This window comes from Microbacterium sp. H83 (genome assembly GCF_001650405.1).
Classification (GTDB): domain Bacteria; phylum Actinomycetota; class Actinomycetes; order Actinomycetales; family Microbacteriaceae; genus Microbacterium.
On record NZ_LWCU01000001.1, the window covers coordinates 144449 to 159020 of the forward strand.

The 14572-nt window shown below is 69.5% G+C and carries 14 protein-coding genes; 5 read left to right on the top strand and 9 right to left on the bottom strand.

All coding sequences use genetic code 11. The features are described 5' to 3' along the window. Positions 1-32: 32 nt before the first annotated feature. Positions 33-1190 carry an acyltransferase family protein gene (locus tag A4X16_RS00745; protein ID WP_067114987.1) on the top strand — a complete coding sequence of 386 codons (1158 nt, stop codon included), beginning with the start codon at positions 33-35 and terminating at the stop codon, positions 1188-1190. Beyond that, positions 1187-2050 (top strand): serine hydrolase domain-containing protein, encoded by an 864-nt coding sequence (locus A4X16_RS00750; RefSeq protein WP_067114989.1) that lies wholly within the window; start codon positions 1187-1189, stop codon positions 2048-2050. Before A4X16_RS00745 ends, A4X16_RS00750 begins: the two co-directional genes overlap by 4 nt. Positions 2051-2095: 45 nt before the next feature. On the opposite strand, the gene efeB is transcribed toward A4X16_RS00750, so the two are convergent. Genes efeB through efeU form a run of 3 tightly spaced genes read right to left on the bottom strand, consistent with a single transcriptional unit; the run spans position 2096 to position 5604 of the window. After that, complete coding sequence (gene efeB, locus A4X16_RS00755) at positions 2096-3403, bottom strand: iron uptake transporter deferrochelatase/peroxidase subunit (protein ID WP_067115317.1); 1308 nt, start codon at positions 3401-3403, stop codon at positions 2096-2098. A 21-nt stretch (positions 3404-3424) separates the two neighbouring features. After that, the gene (efeO, locus tag A4X16_RS00760) at positions 3425-4657 is read right to left on the bottom strand and encodes an iron uptake system protein EfeO (RefSeq protein ID WP_067114991.1); all 1233 of its coding nucleotides are present in this window, start codon (positions 4655-4657) and stop codon (positions 3425-3427) included. Continuing rightward, positions 4654-5604 (bottom strand): iron uptake transporter permease EfeU, encoded by a 951-nt coding sequence (gene efeU, locus A4X16_RS00765; RefSeq protein ID WP_067114993.1) that lies wholly within the window; start codon positions 5602-5604, stop codon positions 4654-4656. The genes efeO and efeU overlap by 4 nt, the downstream gene beginning before the upstream one ends. A gap of 159 nt (positions 5605-5763) precedes the next feature. On the opposite strand from efeU, the gene A4X16_RS00770 reads away from it, so the two are divergent. Continuing rightward, a complete protein-coding gene (locus A4X16_RS00770; RefSeq protein WP_067114995.1) occupies positions 5764-6768 on the top strand; it encodes an isopenicillin N synthase family dioxygenase in 1005 nt (334 codons plus the stop codon). Between the two features lie 111 nt (positions 6769-6879). Here the strand turns inward: A4X16_RS00770 and rpsO are convergent, their stop codons facing one another. Further along, positions 6880-7149 carry a 30S ribosomal protein S15 gene (gene rpsO / locus A4X16_RS00775; protein WP_017203073.1) on the bottom strand — a complete coding sequence of 90 codons (270 nt, stop codon included), beginning with the start codon at positions 7147-7149 and terminating at the stop codon, positions 6880-6882. Positions 7150-7334: 185 nt separating this feature from the next. Here rpsO and A4X16_RS00780 point away from each other — a divergent pair, with 185 nt between their 5' ends. Continuing rightward, positions 7335-8627 carry an MFS transporter gene (locus tag A4X16_RS00780; RefSeq protein WP_067114997.1) on the top strand — a complete coding sequence of 431 codons (1293 nt, stop codon included), beginning with the start codon at positions 7335-7337 and terminating at the stop codon, positions 8625-8627. A gap of 30 nt (positions 8628-8657) precedes the next feature. Here the strand turns inward: A4X16_RS00780 and A4X16_RS00785 are convergent, their stop codons facing one another. From A4X16_RS00785 to A4X16_RS00800, 4 genes are all read right to left on the bottom strand, one after another. Then, entirely contained in the window at positions 8658-9212 is a 555-nt protein-coding gene (locus tag A4X16_RS00785) for a YceI family protein (RefSeq protein WP_067115320.1), read from the bottom strand. Between the two features lie 188 nt (positions 9213-9400). Further along, positions 9401-9769, bottom strand: a complete 369-nt coding sequence (locus A4X16_RS00790) for an FKBP-type peptidyl-prolyl cis-trans isomerase (protein ID WP_056308170.1) — start codon at positions 9767-9769, stop codon at positions 9401-9403. 221 nt (positions 9770-9990) lie between these two features. Then, positions 9991-10689, bottom strand: a complete 699-nt coding sequence (locus tag A4X16_RS00795; protein ID WP_067114998.1) for an alpha/beta hydrolase — start codon at positions 10687-10689, stop codon at positions 9991-9993. Positions 10690-10700: 11 nt separating this feature from the next. Continuing rightward, positions 10701-12059 carry a PrsW family intramembrane metalloprotease gene (locus tag A4X16_RS00800; protein WP_082914185.1) on the bottom strand — a complete coding sequence of 453 codons (1359 nt, stop codon included), beginning with the start codon at positions 12057-12059 and terminating at the stop codon, positions 10701-10703. 88 nt (positions 12060-12147) lie between these two features. Between A4X16_RS00800 and A4X16_RS00805 the strand changes: the two genes are divergently transcribed. Beyond that, positions 12148-13017, top strand: coding sequence for a fumarylacetoacetate hydrolase family protein (locus A4X16_RS00805; RefSeq protein ID WP_067115000.1), 870 nt, complete (start codon positions 12148-12150; stop codon positions 13015-13017). A 73-nt stretch (positions 13018-13090) separates the two neighbouring features. On the opposite strand, the gene A4X16_RS00810 is transcribed toward A4X16_RS00805, so the two are convergent. Continuing rightward, positions 13091-14551 carry an aspartate ammonia-lyase gene (locus A4X16_RS00810; RefSeq protein ID WP_067115003.1) on the bottom strand — a complete coding sequence of 487 codons (1461 nt, stop codon included), beginning with the start codon at positions 14549-14551 and terminating at the stop codon, positions 13091-13093. Positions 14552-14572: the final 21 nt, after the last annotated feature.

The window sequence follows — 14572 nt, forward strand, 5'->3', positions numbered from 1 at the left end:
AGCAACTCTATTCCCGGCTGTAGCCTCGGAGGATGAACAGCGCCGGCGCCGACCCGACGACCTCCGCCTCGGCGCCCGCACCGAAGCCCCGTAGACGGGTGCCCTTCTGGGACAACGCCCGTTTCGCGTGCATCGTGCTGGTGGTCCTCGGGCACGCGATCCAGCGCCTCATCTACGACTCCGACATCGCCCTGGCGTCGTACCTCGCCATCTTCGCCTTCCACATGCCCGCGTTCGCGATCATCTCGGGCTACTTCTCGAAGGCGGGCTCTCCGACCCGCGTCCAGATGGCCAGGGTCGTGACGGACATCCTCATTCCCTACGTCATCTTCGAGTTCCTGTGGACCCTCACCAAGTGGCTCGTCGAGGGGCAGGCCGACCCGAACCTCACGAAGCCGTCATGGACGCTGTGGTTCCTTCTGGCGCTCGGCATCTTCCGACTCGTGCTCCCCTACCTGGCGCTGCTGCGATGGCCGCTGCTGTGGACGGTGGTCATCTCCATCGGCGTCGGCTATCTCCCCAACGTCGACAGCACCTTCTCCCTGTCGCGCACGCTCGGGCTCCTTCCCTTCTTCACGCTGGGATGGTGGCTGCACGATCGCGATATCGTCGCGCGATTCCGGCTCCTCGACGTCCGCCCCTGGTGGCTCCGTCTGAGCGCGCTCGCCGTGCTGGGGGCGGCAGGATTCGCCGCCTGGAGATGGATCGACGTGTGGAAGGAGGTCGACCTCCGGCGCTGGCTCTTCTACGACGATGCGTACGCGGACCTCGGCGGCGAGCAGTGGTGGGCGGGCGGTGTCCGCGTGCTTCTCATGATGCTCGCCGTGGTGCTGAGCGCGGCCTTCTTCGCACTCATCCCCCGCGGCACGTTCTGGTGGACGACGTTCGGCCAGTACACGATGTACGTCTTCCTCCTGCATTCCTTCGTGCTCTACCCGTTCCGCGAATCGGGCGTGCTGCGAGACCTGGACCCGACCTGGCTGTGGCTGCCGCTCGTGACTCTCCTGTCGGTCCTCCTGGCTCTCGCCCTCGCGACGTCGCCGGTGCGGCGCGTCTTCCGGCCGCTCGTCGAGCCTCGGCCTCGATGGCTGTTCGTCGACCCGGGGCTCGCGAGCCGCGAGGGGCACCGCAGCGATCCGACGGGCTCCCGCCGACCGCGTGAGACCCGGACGGACGGCCCGGGGCGATGACCGAGGCGGCGACGATCCTCGACACCCTGGTGCGGGAGGTCGAGCGATCGGGCTTCGGCGCGCATGGGCTGCACGTCCTCGTCGGCGACGACGGCGCCGAGCATCGGTGGACCGCGGATGTCAGGGAGGAGATCCACTCGGTCACCAAGGCCGTGAGCGTCCTCGCCGCCGGGATCGCCCAGGACGAGGGGCTGATATCACTCGACTCCCCGGTCGTCGACGATCTGCCGGACATCCGGCCGGGGGCGGGCGCCGAGGAGGTCACGCTGCGTCAGCTGCTCTCGATGTCCAGCGGCATCGACCTGCCGTGGTCCGAGACGATGATGACGGATTGGCCCGATCTCGCGGCCGAGTTCCTGTCCCGCCCCTCGCAGGGCCGGGTGTTCCAGTATTCGAACGCGAGCACGTACACGGCGATGGCCGTCCTCGCCGCGCGGGTCGGTGACGTCAGGCAGTACCTCGAGCCGCGGCTGTTCGCTCCTCTGGGTCTCGAGGATCTCGAGTGGCGCCGCTCCCCTGCCGGACGCGTTCTGGCCGGCGAGGGCATCGCGCTGCGGACCGAGGAGATGGCGCGCCTCGGTCGTCTGATCCGCGACCGCGGCGTGTGGAGGGGCGACCGCCTCGTGTCCTCCGAGATCATCGATGCGATGCACTCCGACTGGGTGCGCGCAGGCTCCACCCGCGGCTACGAGCGCTATGCGCTCTCCGGCTGGGACGGACCGGGACCCGGCTGGCGCCTGCACGGGGCGTACGGCCAGCTGATCGTGTTCCACGAGCGCGCCGTGGTGACCGTGAGCGCCGCCGACCATCTCGGAGCGGATGCGTTCGCTGCTTTCGTCACGGGGAGCCTGGAGCACTGACTTCGGCCCGCCGCCGGAGACGCGGCGGTCAGGCGACGGCACTGCTCAGGCGAAGAGCTCGGCGCCCACGAACGATCCGGGCGTCGCGCCCGGCGGAACGGCCCAGATGCCGGAGCCGACGTGGCGGATGTACTCGCTCATGAGGTCCGTCGAGAGGCGCCGCTGCAGGGTGACGAACTGCGCCGGGTCGCGCTGATACGACAGGAAGAACAGCCCGGCATCCAGGCGACCGAGGGCGTTGTTGCCGTCGACGTAGTTGAACCCGCGACGGAGGATGCGGATGCCGTCGTTCTGATCGGGGTGCGCGAGGCGGACGTGGGCATCGCGGTCGATGCTCGCATGCGAGAAGTCCGGCGGGGTGAACTCGTCGCCGCCGGAGAGCGGGGCTCCGCGTCCCTTGTCCCGCCCGATGATGGCGTCCTGTTCGCTCAGTCGCACGCGGTCCCAGGTCTCGATGAGCATCGCGATCTTGCGGGCCACGAGATAGGAGCCGCCGGCCATCCACGCGGGATCGTCGGACTCCGACGACCACACGTGCTGATCGAGGGCGACCGTATCGTCCGCGAGGATGTTCGCCGTGCCGTCCTTGAAGCCGAAGAGGTTGCGGGGGGTGGCCTGGTCGGCGGTCGTGCGGGAGGTCTTGCCGAAGCCGAGCTGCGACCAGCGGAGCGTGGCTCGCCCGAAGGCGATCCTGCTCAGATTGCGGATGGCGTGCACGGCGACCTGCGGATCGTCCGCACAGGCCTGGATGCAGAGGTCGCCGTGCGACGCCTCCGGCACGAGGTCGTCGCCGAGGAACGCCGGCAGCCTCTCGAGGCGCTGCGGCCGACGGTCCACGATGCCGTAGCGGTCGCCCTCGTCGTTCTCGAACAGGGTCGGGCCGAAGCCGACGGTGATCGTGAGGCCGGAGGCCGGCAGGCCGTATGCCTCTCCGGTGTCATCCGGCGGCACTTCGGGGTCCCCGCCGACGGCGCCCGTGGCGCTGACCTCGAGGCCCTGCGTCATCCGCGACGCCGCGTACGTCCAGTCCTGCAGCAGCGTGATGAGGTCGTCCCTGTCGGTGCGCGGCATCATGTCGAAGGACGCGAAGTGCAGATGCTCCTGCACAGGCGTCGTGATGCCCGCCTGATGCGCTCCGAAGAAGTCGTAGGAGGTCTGCGACTCCGCCTCGGCTCGCGCGCGCCCGAGAGCGACCCCGCCCGCGAGCCCTGCGCCGACGCCGGCGGTCAGGGTGGCGACGCCCCCGCCCAGCGCGAGACCGAGCAGGCCGCGTCTGCTGAGGCCGGAGGGCGCGGGCGTCCCCGCCTCCCGCTCCGGAGCGGAGTCGGACCGAGCCGACGAGCTGTCGTCCACCTGCGAGATCGCCCTCTCCACTCAGTCGAGGACCGTGCCGGTGAGCTGCGACAGGGGCTCCGCCAGCGCATTGATCAGATCGGTGAACTGCCGCTTGTCCGCGTCGGTGAGCTCTCCGTAGCCGACGAATCCGTCCGCGAGCGAACCATGCGTCGCCAGCGCCTCCTCGAGTGCGGAGTATCCGGCCTCGATCTCCGACACGAGCGCCTCGCCTTCGTCCCCCTGTGACGTGGCGAAGTCCTGCACGAGCGAGAACGCCATCTTCGACCCCTCGACGTTCGCCGCGAAGTCGTACAGGTCGGTGCCGGACCACCAGTCCTCCTCGCCGGAGATCTTGCCGGTCGCCACCTCGTCGAGAAGGGCGATGGCACCGTTCGAGATCCCGCCGATGCCCTGGTCCTCCAAGGCCGCCGTGAAGTCGTCGGAGTGGACGTAGTCGTAGAGCTCCTGCACGTCCGCGAGCAGCTGGTCGCCGTATCCGGCGCGCTCCTGGGCGGTGGACGGCGCCCAGTCCTGCCACGCCGGCGTCTCGCCGTCCGCGTTCAGCGCGTCCTGCGCGGGGACCCACAGGTCCTTCTCGACGCGGTGGAAGCCCGTCCAGTCGAGCTCTTCGGCCACCGCGTCGACCTCCCGGTAGTCGATGCGGGGGTCGAGCGTGCCCAGCGCCTCGGCCACGGGCTCGATGCGCTCGTAGAAGGCCCGGGTCTGCGGGAAGAGAGCGCGAGCGGTCCCGTCATCGCCGCTCTCGTACGCCGAGACCAGGTCCTCCACGGCGGGCATGAGCAGGCCGACCTGGTCCTTGACGAAGGCGGCGTACAGATCGACCGCCTGCTGCTTCAGATCGGCGTCCTCGCCGTCCACGGCGACACGGTCGCCGGTGACCGTGAACTCCGCCTTGCCCACGCCCTCGCCGACCATTCCCGGCTTGCACAGGGTGAAATAGCTTCCGGGCTGCGCGACCACGGTGAGCGTTCGCGATGCGGAGGGCGCGATGTTCTCGACCTCGCCGACGATGCGCAGACCGTCCTCGGCGAGCAGATAGAACTCCGAGGTCTGGCCGCTGTCGTTGCTGACGTCGAAGGTCAGGGTGCCGCTCTGCGCCGTCGTCGCCGAGACGTCGCACCCGGATGCGGTCGAGGTCACGTCGAAGGCGGCGCCGGCGGCGACATCGCTCTTCGCCACGCACCCGGAGAGGAGGAGAGCGGTCGCTCCGGCCGCCGCGAGGACGCCGAGGATTCGTCGGGGGGTGGTCATGCTGCTCCTTGATCGGTGAGTGAGGTGTGGACGACGCGTGCATCGGCGCGCGGCGGCAGAGCAGGAGTGCGCGAACGCCCCGCGCCGAGGCCCCGCACGAAGAGGATGCCGACGACGACGAGGTAGACCGCCCACGCCGCGACCTGGAGCCACGTCATCCGCGGCATGAAGCCGACGGTCGCCTGGAGGACGGTCGCCCAGACGCCGTCCGGCGCGATGACCGCCGTCACATCGAACGCCCATCCGAACGGGAACGCCGCCCATCCGAGTGCGACGGCCCCGGTCACGGGGTCGAGCGGCGCCGCCGCCGTGAACGGCCCTGGGAGGGCCGCGGCCTCCTGCAGGTCCATGACCGCGTAGGCCAGCACCCCGGCCGCGACCACGACGAGGAATCCACTGGTCCAGGTGAAGAATCGACGGAGATCGAGCCGCACGGCGCCTCGGGCGAGGAGCCATCCGACAACCACAGCGGCGAGGAGTCCGAGGACGGCACCGAGCAGGGCCGACGGCGCATCGCCGAACGACTGGACCATCGACCACAGCAGCAGGGTGGTCTCGATGCCCTCGCGTGCGACCGACACGAAGCCGATCGCGACGAGCGCCCAGACGCCGCCCCGCGTCAGCGCACGGTCGAGCCCGCCCTCGAGCGTCGCCTTCATGGTGCGGCCGGCCTTCTGCATCCAGAAGATCATCCCCGTGACCATGGCGACGGCGAGCAGCGACAGGAGCCCGCCGATGAGTTCCTGCGCCTCGAACGTCAGCGAGTAGGCGCCGAAGGTGAGGATCGCGCCGATGCCGAGGGCGAGGAGGACGGCCAGCGCCACCCCCGCCCACATCCGCGGCAGCGCGTCGGAGCGACCGAGCCTGCGGAGGTAGGCGACGAGGATGCCGACGACGAGCGCGGCTTCGAGGCCTTCACGAAGACCGATGAGGAAGGTGGCGAGCACGGAATGGACTCTCTGGAGAACTGAGGTAAGGCATCCCTTACCTCCGAGACTGTAGCACCGTGGCGGCCTGTGTGACAACGCGGACCTGCGCCTGCACGCGGGAGGTAATGCGACGCAACACTCGACCGTGCGACGCGATCTCCGACCTACCCTCGGGACATGGCTGATCTCTCGCTTCCCATCCTCGACCTGTCCCAGCTCGACGCCGGCCCCGAGGCCGCCGCGCGATTCCGCGACGACCTGCGGGCGGCCACGCACGATGTCGGGTTCTTCTATCTGACCGGAACCGGCATCTCCCCCGAGCTGGAGGCCCGTCTCCACCAGGCGGCGCGCGACTTCTTCGCCCTCCCCGTGGAGGACAAGCTCGCGATCGAGAACGTGAACAGCCCGCACTTCCGCGGCTATACCCGGATCGGCGGCGAGCGGACCCAGGGCGAGGTCGACTGGCGCGAGCAGATCGACATCGGACCCGAGCGGGAGCCGATCGAGGGCGGCCCCAGCTTCAACCGCCTGACCGGCCCCAACCTGTGGCCCGCGGCGCAGCCGGAGCTCAAGGAGGTCGTGACGGAGTGGCACGACACGCTGACGGAGATCGCGCGCAAGCTGCTCCGCGCCTGGGCGCTCACGCTCGGGGCGGACGAGACGTACTTCGACGAGCCGTTCCGCGACCCGTCGACGCTCATCAAGATCGTCCGCTACCCGGGGACGCTCGAGCCGGAGCCCCAGCAGGGCGTCGGAGCCCACAAGGACTCGGGTGTTCTGACGCTGCTCTGGGTCGAACCGGGCAAGGGCGGGCTGCAGGTGGAGCGGGACGGCGAGTGGGTCTCGGCCCCGCCCGTTCCCGGCGCGTTCGTCGTCAACATCGGCGAGCTGCTGGAGTACGCGACCGGCGGCTACCTCAAGGCGACCAACCACCGGGTGATCTCTCCGAAGGCGCCGGACGAGCGCATCTCCATCCCGTTCTTCTTCAACCCTGCGCTCGACCAGCAGCTGCCGCTCCTCGAGCTGCCTGCCGACCTCGCCGCGGCGGCCACCGGGATCACCGAGGACCCGACCAACCCGATCCATGCGACCTACGGCGAGAACGCGATGAAGTCCCGTCTGCGCGCACACCCCGACGTCGCCGCGATCCACCACCCCGACCTCGTCGCCGGACGCGCCTGAGCGCGATCGTGTCCGGGGCCCTGGTCCCCGGACACGACGAAGGCCGCCCCACACCGTGGGGCGGCCTTCTCAAGAATGTTCTGCGCGATTGTACGCTGGCAGCGCTCTGCGTTATCGACGAAGACCCAGGCGCGCGATCAGCGAGCGATAACGCTCGATGTCGACGCTCTGGAGGTAGCCGAGCAGACGACGGCGCTGACCCACGAGCAGGAACAGACCACGACGCGAGTGGTGGTCGTGCTTGTGCTCCTTCAGGTGCTCGGTGAGGTCCTTGATGCGCTGCGTCAGCATCGCGGCCTGCACCTCGGGGGATCCGGTGTCACCGGGGTGCGTCGCGTACTCTTCGATGATCGCCTTCTTGACGTCTGCTTCCAGTGCCATAGATTCGATCCCCTCTCTGCTTGTTGCGCGGCGCCCGACGCCGTATGCGTGAGCTCTCTTTATCCGCGGCCGATCGAACGGCAACCTGTTGAGTCTACCAGGCATCCGACCCGCCGAGCGACCGCGCCCGGGGACCGCTCCGCCCGTCTCGGATACGCTCGGACCATGCATGACAGGCACCGGACGTGAGCACCGCTCGAAGCCACCTGATCGACCTCAGTCCCCTCACGGCCAGTCCCGCCTTCGCGCGGATGTGGATCGGCTCCGTCCTCGCCGGGATCGGCGGACAGCTGACGATCGTCACCGTGATGCTGCACGTCTTCGAGCTGACCGAGAGCACGTTCGCGGTCTCGATGGTCGCCGTGGCCGGGCTCGTGCCGATGATCCTCGCGGGACTCTACGGCGGCATGCTCGCCGACGCCTTAGACCGTCGGCGGGTCGCCCTCGTGGCCGCGACCGTGACCTTCGCCTCGACCGGCCTGCTGGCAGGGCTGACCTGGGCCGGCGCGGAGACGATCTGGTGGCTCTACGTGCTGAGCATCGTCAACTCCGCGGCGAACTCCGTCGGCATGGCGACCCGCACCGCGATCGTCCCCCGTCTCATCCCCCGCGACAAGCTCGCGGCGGCCTCCGCTCTCAACGGGGTCACCTTCGGGCTCACGGTGATGGCGGGGCCGGCCCTCGCCGGGGTGCTGGTCGCGCTCACGGGGTACGGCTGGACCTACACGCTCGACGTCGTGCTGATGCTGTCGATGTTCCTCGGGCTCTGGACGCTGCCCGCGCTCCGCCCGGAGGGCGAGATCGTCCGCCCCGGTCTCGCCTCTCTCGTCGACGGCTGGCGCTTCCTGCGGCGGGCGAGCAACATCCGGATGCAGTACATCGTCGACATCATCGCGATGACGTTCGGCCAGCCCCTCGCGCTGTTCCCCGCACTCGGCACCGTGCTGCTCGGGGGCGGAGCGGTGACGACCGGCATCCTCACCGCCGCCGTCGCCGTCGGCACGTTCGCCTCGAGCCTCTTCTCGGGCCGCGTCGTCCAGTACCGCTGGCACGGACGCGGCATCGAGAGGGCGGTCGAGGCCTATGGCGTGTCGATCCTGATCTTCGGCGTGGTGCTGCTGATCGGCGCGGTGTCGGGACGAGCGACCGAGAGCGCGCCGCAGATCGGGCTCATCGTCGCGGCGTCGCTGGCTCTCGCGCTGTCCGGCGCTGCGGACAACGTCAGCTCGATCTACCGGAACACGATGATGCAGGCCGCCGTACCCGACACCATCCGGGGCAGGCTGCAGGGCGTGTTCATCGTCGTGGTCGCCGGGGGGCCGCGCATCGGCGCGCTCTACGCGGGCACGCTCGCCACTCTCACCACGCTGTGGTTCCCCCCGCTCCTCGGCGGGTTCCTCGTCGTCGGACTCGTCGCGGTGCTCGCCCGGCGAAGTGCGCGGTTCCGGCTCTACGACGCAGAGAACCCCGAACCCTGACGGGTCCGGGGTTCCGGCGATCGCGAACGATCAGTCCTGCTGCAGCGCGCCCTGCAGGTCGAGGCTGATGGTGACGTCCTTGCCGACCAGCACGCCGCCGGTCTCGAGAGCGGCGTTCCAGGTGAGGCCGAAGTCCTCGCGGTTGATGACCGTCTTGGCCGATGCGCCGGCCTTGTAGTTGCCCCACGGGTCGGAGCCGAAGCCGCCGAAGTCGAGCTCGAAGCTGACCGGCTTGGTGATGCCGCGGATCGTGAGGTCGCCGTCGACGAAGAGCTCGCCGCCCTCGGTGCGGGCACCGGTCGACACGAAGTCCATGGTCGGGAAGTTCTCGGTGTCGAAGAAGTCGCCGGAGCGGAGGTGCGCGTCGCGGCCCTCGTCCTTGGTGTCGATGGAGGTGACGTCGACGCTCGCCTCGACGCGGGCCTCGAGCGGGTTCTCGGGAGCGACCAGGGTGGCGCTCTTGACGCCGAACGTGCCGCGCACCTTGGAGATCATCATGTGGCGGACGCTGAAGGTGACCTCGCTGTGAGACGGGTCGAGCACCCAGGTGCCGGGGCGGTAGCCGGGGATGTCGATGCTGGTCATGGGTTTCTCCTCGGAGATCTCGGCCGCGATCTGCGGCAACGGATGAGGGGCCGTGTTCACGGCGTCTCTTCTCCCAACTTACATGCACATGCATGTATTCCCGAGAATGCGGAATCGATCGACGCGTGCGCGGACGACAGAGGCGCCGCACCCGATCGGGTGCGGCGCCTCTGCGACGTCGAGGACGGTCAGCCGACGGCCACCAGGTCGATGATGAAGATCAGCGTCTTGCCGGACAGGAAGTGCCCGCCGCCGACCGGGCCGTACGCGAGGTGCGGCGGGATGACGAGCTCGCGGCGTCCGCCGACCTTCATGCCGGGGATGCCGTCCTGCCAGCCCTGGATGAGACCGCGGAGCGGGAACTGGATGGTCTCGCCGCGTCCCCACGAGGAGTCGAACTCCTCGCCGGACTCGAACTCGACACCGGCGTAGTGCACGGTCACGGTGTCGCCGGGCTTCGCCTCGGTGCCGTCACCTTCGATGATGTCGCGGATCACGAGCTCCGCGGGCGCGGGGCCGGTGGGGGCGTCGAACTCAGGCTTCGTACGATCAGTCATATCCCCATCCAACCGGAGCCCCGCCCCGGAGGTCAACGCGACGGCCCCTGCTCACAGCGAACACGTCGGTGGACCCTCGTCTGCGCCGGGTTTGCGTGAAACCCTTGACACCCCTCGGGCCCGGGTGCACCCTGTTTACAGACCAACTCAGCGCCCGGGAGACATGCAGGCATCGCCGCAGCACCGGGCGCTGAGTGTGTCGGGGGCGGTCCCCGCGCGGCTCACTCGGCGGCTCCGACGGCCTCCGCGACGTCGATCAGCATCCGTGCGAGCTCCTCCGGCCGACTCAGCATGACGCAGTGGCTGCCGTCGATCTCGTCGGCCACGACGCCGAGACGATCGCTGGCGAGACCCCGGAGGAACGAGGCGGGGAAGAACCGGTCCTGCGAGCACACGATGACTCGCGTCGGCACATCCGGCCACGCCTCCATCGGCCACGGCGCGCTCATCGCCGCCGACGACGGATGGGCGCGCTCCCGGCTCAGCGCGTCCTCGGCCAGCGACCTCGGCACATCGTGGTAGAAGCTGACGAGCGGGTCCTCGTGTCCCGTCATCCCGCCGTCCAGCGCCGCCTGCGCGGCCGCCGCCGCGACGTAGCCCGTCGCCTCCCACCAGTCCTCAGGACGCTCCCCCGGACGCGGGATCATCCCGGCCAGCAGCACGAGCGCGTCGGCTCCTCGGCGGTCCGCCACGAGCGGCGCGGTGAATGCACCGAAGGAGTGACCGACCACGATGCCGCCGCGACCGTGGCCGGCCGCGGCGAGCGCCGCGTCGGCGTAGTCGTCCAGCGTCGCCGTCTCATCGTCCGCGGGCAGATCGGGCGCGAAGACCTCGTGCCCGCGGGCACGCAACGCCGCCGACACGAGGTGCCAGGACCATCCCGTGTCGCCTCCCCCGTGGAGCAGGACGAAAGCGGTCACGATGGCATCCCCTAGTAGGCCAGCAGCGCGGCGCGCGCGGCGCGGGCCCGGTTCAGGAGCGCCTGCTCCTCGACCGGCGCCAGGGGGTCGCGTCCCGTGATGGCGCGCTGCCGCACGGACGCGAGCGTCGTGGCGTCCTTGATGAACTCGCGCATGAGCGGACGGCGGTCGCCCCGCAGCTGCGCCGCCCAGCGCAGACCGGTCCGGCGTCCCGCGGGAGTTGCCAGCATCGTGACCTCCTCGGGGGTGAACCAGCCCGCGGCGGCGTAGTCACCCAGACGCGCCCGTGTCAGACGCGCCTCCTCGCGGCGCAGAGCGACGATGCCGAAGATGAATCCGACGAAGAGCGGCACCTGCAGCACGAAGTACAGCAGGAAGAAGTTCACGAACGAGGAGCCGTTCCACAGTCCGTGCAGGAGCATCGCCCCGAGCATCCCGAGCAGTCCGAAACCGAGCGTCGCCCCGGCGGAGGCGTTCCTGCGCGCCGCCAGGCCGATCGCGAGACCCGTGAGCGCGGTGAACATCGCATGCGCGAAGGGCGACATCACGGCGCGGAGGATGAACGTCACGGTCAGCTGCCCGCTGCCGCCCTCGATCAGACTGATCGCGAAGTACTGGATGTTCTCCGTGAAGGCGAAGCCGGCGCCGACGAGAGCTCCGTACACCACACCGTCCACGGGTCCGTCGAACGACCGACGGGCGATGAGGAAGATCAGGAAGACGCCGACGCCCTTCCAGAGCTCCTCGACGATCGGGGCCTGGACGACGGCGCTCGCGACCTCTCCGCGCGCCCCGAACAGGAGCGACAGACCGAGGTCGACGAGCAGCGTGAGGCCCACGGCGGCGATCGCGCCCCACGCGATGGCGAAGAAGACCAGCGACTTGGGCTCCGGCTCCCAGCGGTCGATCATCCGGACGACGAAGAAGACGACGGCGAGCGGCACGAGAGCGAGGACGAGGCCGATGATCGACGCGAGGGGACCGAGGAACAGGCCGAAGTACGCGATGAGCGCGAGGAGCAGGAGGCCCAGGAAACCGAACAGCACCCCCAGCGCGATGCGTCCGCCGCGGCGTGCCGGCGGCAGCGCGGGAAGACCGGGCGCGGGAGCGGGTGCGACCGGAGCCGGCGGAGAGTACGGCGTCGGCTGTGCGAGCACGGAGGCATAGCCGGGGCCCTGGGCGAAGGGTGCGGGCGTGTACGCCGACTGCGCGTACTGCTGCGCCGAGTACTGCTGGGGAGCCGGCGGGCCGTACCCCGTCGGCTGCTGCTGCGGCGGTGGACCCTGCGGGTGCTGCGGACCGGGATTCTGAGGACCCTGGTACGGCGGCGGCGTGTACGGCGATGGCTGGGACGGTCCTCCGGAACTCATAGCCACAGCATATGGGGCACAAGCGATCCGGCCCGGGTCTGGCGACTTCCTCCAGCGGATCTCCCGCACCACCGGATAGCGTAGACACATGCGGTTCGCTCATCTGCGTCGCGCCGACTCCTCCTCTGCGAACCTCGCGGTGGTGGACGGCACCGACGCCATCCTCGTCTCCGACCTCCTTCCCGACCCGCCTGCGACTCTGCAGCAGCTGATCGAGGGAGGCGAGCCCCTGCTCGAGTCCCTCCGCACCGCGCTCGCGGAGAGCGCCGCTCCGCGGCATCCGCTCTCCGGCTGGGACTTCGCCTCGGCGGTCATCGCTCCCCCGGCGGTCCTCGCCGTCGGCCTCAACTACGCGGCGCACTCGAGCGAACTGGGGCTCAAGACGGATGCCGCGCCGACGGTGTTCACACTGTGGCCGAACTCCCTGACGGGGCACGAGCAGACGACCTCCTGGCCCCGGTCCCTCAGCGAGGCCGTGGACTACGAGGCGGAGCTCGGCGTGCTCATCGGCACTCCCGCGAAGGACGTGGACGAGGCGGATGCGCTGGCGCACGTGTGGGGGTACACCGTCGTGAACGACATCACGGCCCGGAACGTCCAGTTCTCCGAGGCGCAGTGGTCGCGGTGCAAGTCGTTCGACGGCTTCACCCCCACGGGCCCGTTCGCGATCACGGCCGACGAGATCGCCGACCCGCAGGACCTCCACATCTGGGCCGTCGTCGACGGGCAGACCGTCCAGGACGCGAGCACCGGCCAGATGGTGCGCTCGGTCGCCACGCTCATCGCGCATCTCTCCCAGTCGCTGACCCTGCTGCCCGGAACGCTGATCTCGACGGGCAGCCCCGGCGGCGCCGGCTACTCCCGCGACCCGCAGATCTTCCTCCGCGACCGCTCGAAGGTCACTGTCGGCATCGACGGCATCGGCGAGCTGACCACCCACTGCCGCGTGCTCGACTGATCCGGCACGCTCAGCGTCGCTCGGACGCAGGAACGGCCCCGGCGGATGATCGCCGGGGCCGTTCGCGTACTGGTCAGATCTCGATGAGGTCCTCGGGCGTGATGACCGGGATCGCCGCGGTGATCGCCTCGAGGCCCGAGAGACGGGCCGGCGACAGCTGCTTGGTCACCTCGTCGCGCGACATCAGTCCGGCTTCGACCACGAGATCGGCGACGTTGCGGTTCGTGAGGAGAGCGGTCTTGGCCAGGGCCGCGGCCGCCGCATATCCGATGAACGGGGTGAGCGCCGTGATCACGCCCACCGAGGCACCGACCATCGCACCGAGGCGGTCGCGGTTCGCCGTGATGCCGTCGACGCAGTTGACCCGCAGTGTCCACATCGCCTGGCGCATCCAGGTGATCGACTGGAAGATCGAGTGCGCGATGACCGGCTCGAAGGCGTTCAGCTGCAGCTGCCCCGCCTCGGCCGCCATCGTGACGGTCATGTCTGCGCCGGCGACGGCGAACGCCACCTGATTGACCACCTCGGGGATCACCGGGTTCACCTTGCCGGGCATGATGCTCGAGCCCGCCTGCATCGCCGGGAGGTTGATCTCGCCGAAGCCCGCCTGCGGACCCGACGACAGGAGCCGCAGGTCGTTGCAGATCTTCGACAGCTTCATGGCATTGCGCTTGAGCGTCGACGAGAAGGACATGAAGGAGCCCGTGTCGCTGGTCGCCTCGACGAGATCGCCGGCGGTGACCAGGTCGAGCTCGGTGATCTCGCGCAGATGCTTGAGCACGGCGGGTGCGTAGTCCACGTGCGTGGTGATGCCCGTGCCGATGGCCGTCGCGCCCATGTTGATCTCGAACATGAGCGACGCGTTCTCGGTCAGTCGGGTGTGGTCGTAGCCGAGCGTCGACGCGAAGCCGTGGAACTCCTGCCCGAGCGTCATGGGGACGGCATCCTGCAGCTGGGTGCGTCCGACCTTGAGGACGTCGTGGAACTCGTGCGACTTGTGGAGGAACGAGATGCGGAGGAGGTCCAGCTCCTCGAGCAGCGAGCGCAGCGTCAGCGAGAGGCCGATCTTGACCGCCGTCGGGTACACGTCGTTGGTGGACTGGCTGCGGTTGGTGTGGTCGATCGGCGACAGGAACCCGTAGTCGCCCTTCTCCCGTCCGGCCATCTCGAGCGCGATGTTGGTGATGACCTCGTTCGCGTTCATGTTCGTCGAAGTGCCAGCGCCGCCCTGGATGACGCCCACCGTGAACTGGTCGTGGAACTCGCCGTCGATGACGCGCTGGGCGGCGCGGTCGATGAGATCCGCCCTCTCCGGGTCGAGCACGCCGATCTCCCGATTCGCCCTGGCGCTGGCCTGCTTGACCATCGCCAGCCCGACCACCAGGTCGGGGTACACGGAGATCGGACGCTTCGTGATCGGGAAGTTCGCGTCGGCGCGGGCGGTGTGGATACCCCAGTACGCGTCGGCGGGGATCTCCATGCTCCCGAGGGAATCGGTCTCGGTGCGGGTCTGGGCGGGCGCGGCAGAAGCCATGTCACATCCTTGTGGGTAGTG

Bases quoted from the DNA above. Each gene is read 5' to 3' on its own strand.
- A4X16_RS00745 (WP_067114987.1), top strand. From the start codon at position 33: ATGAACAGCGCCGGCGCCGACCCGACGACCTCCGCCTCGGCGCCCGCA.
- A4X16_RS00750 (WP_067114989.1), top strand. From the start codon at position 1,187: ATGACCGAGGCGGCGACGATCCTCGACACCCTGGTGCGGGAGGTCGAG.
- efeO (WP_067114991.1), bottom strand. From the start codon at position 4,657: ATGACCACCCCCCGACGAATCCTCGGCGTCCTCGCGGCGGCCGGAGCG.
- A4X16_RS00770 (WP_067114995.1), top strand. From the start codon at position 5,764: ATGGCTGATCTCTCGCTTCCCATCCTCGACCTGTCCCAGCTCGACGCC.
- rpsO (WP_017203073.1), bottom strand. From the start codon at position 7,149: ATGGCACTGGAAGCAGACGTCAAGAAGGCGATCATCGAAGAGTACGCG.
- A4X16_RS00785 (WP_067115320.1), bottom strand. From the start codon at position 9,212: ATGACCAGCATCGACATCCCCGGCTACCGCCCCGGCACCTGGGTGCTC.
- A4X16_RS00790 (WP_056308170.1), bottom strand. From the start codon at position 9,769: ATGACTGATCGTACGAAGCCTGAGTTCGACGCCCCCACCGGCCCCGCG.
- A4X16_RS00800 (WP_082914185.1), bottom strand. From the start codon at position 12,059: ATGAGTTCCGGAGGACCGTCCCAGCCATCGCCGTACACGCCGCCGCCG.
- A4X16_RS00805 (WP_067115000.1), top strand. From the start codon at position 12,148: ATGCGGTTCGCTCATCTGCGTCGCGCCGACTCCTCCTCTGCGAACCTC.
- A4X16_RS00810 (WP_067115003.1), bottom strand. From the start codon at position 14,551: ATGGCTTCTGCCGCGCCCGCCCAGACCCGCACCGAGACCGATTCCCTC.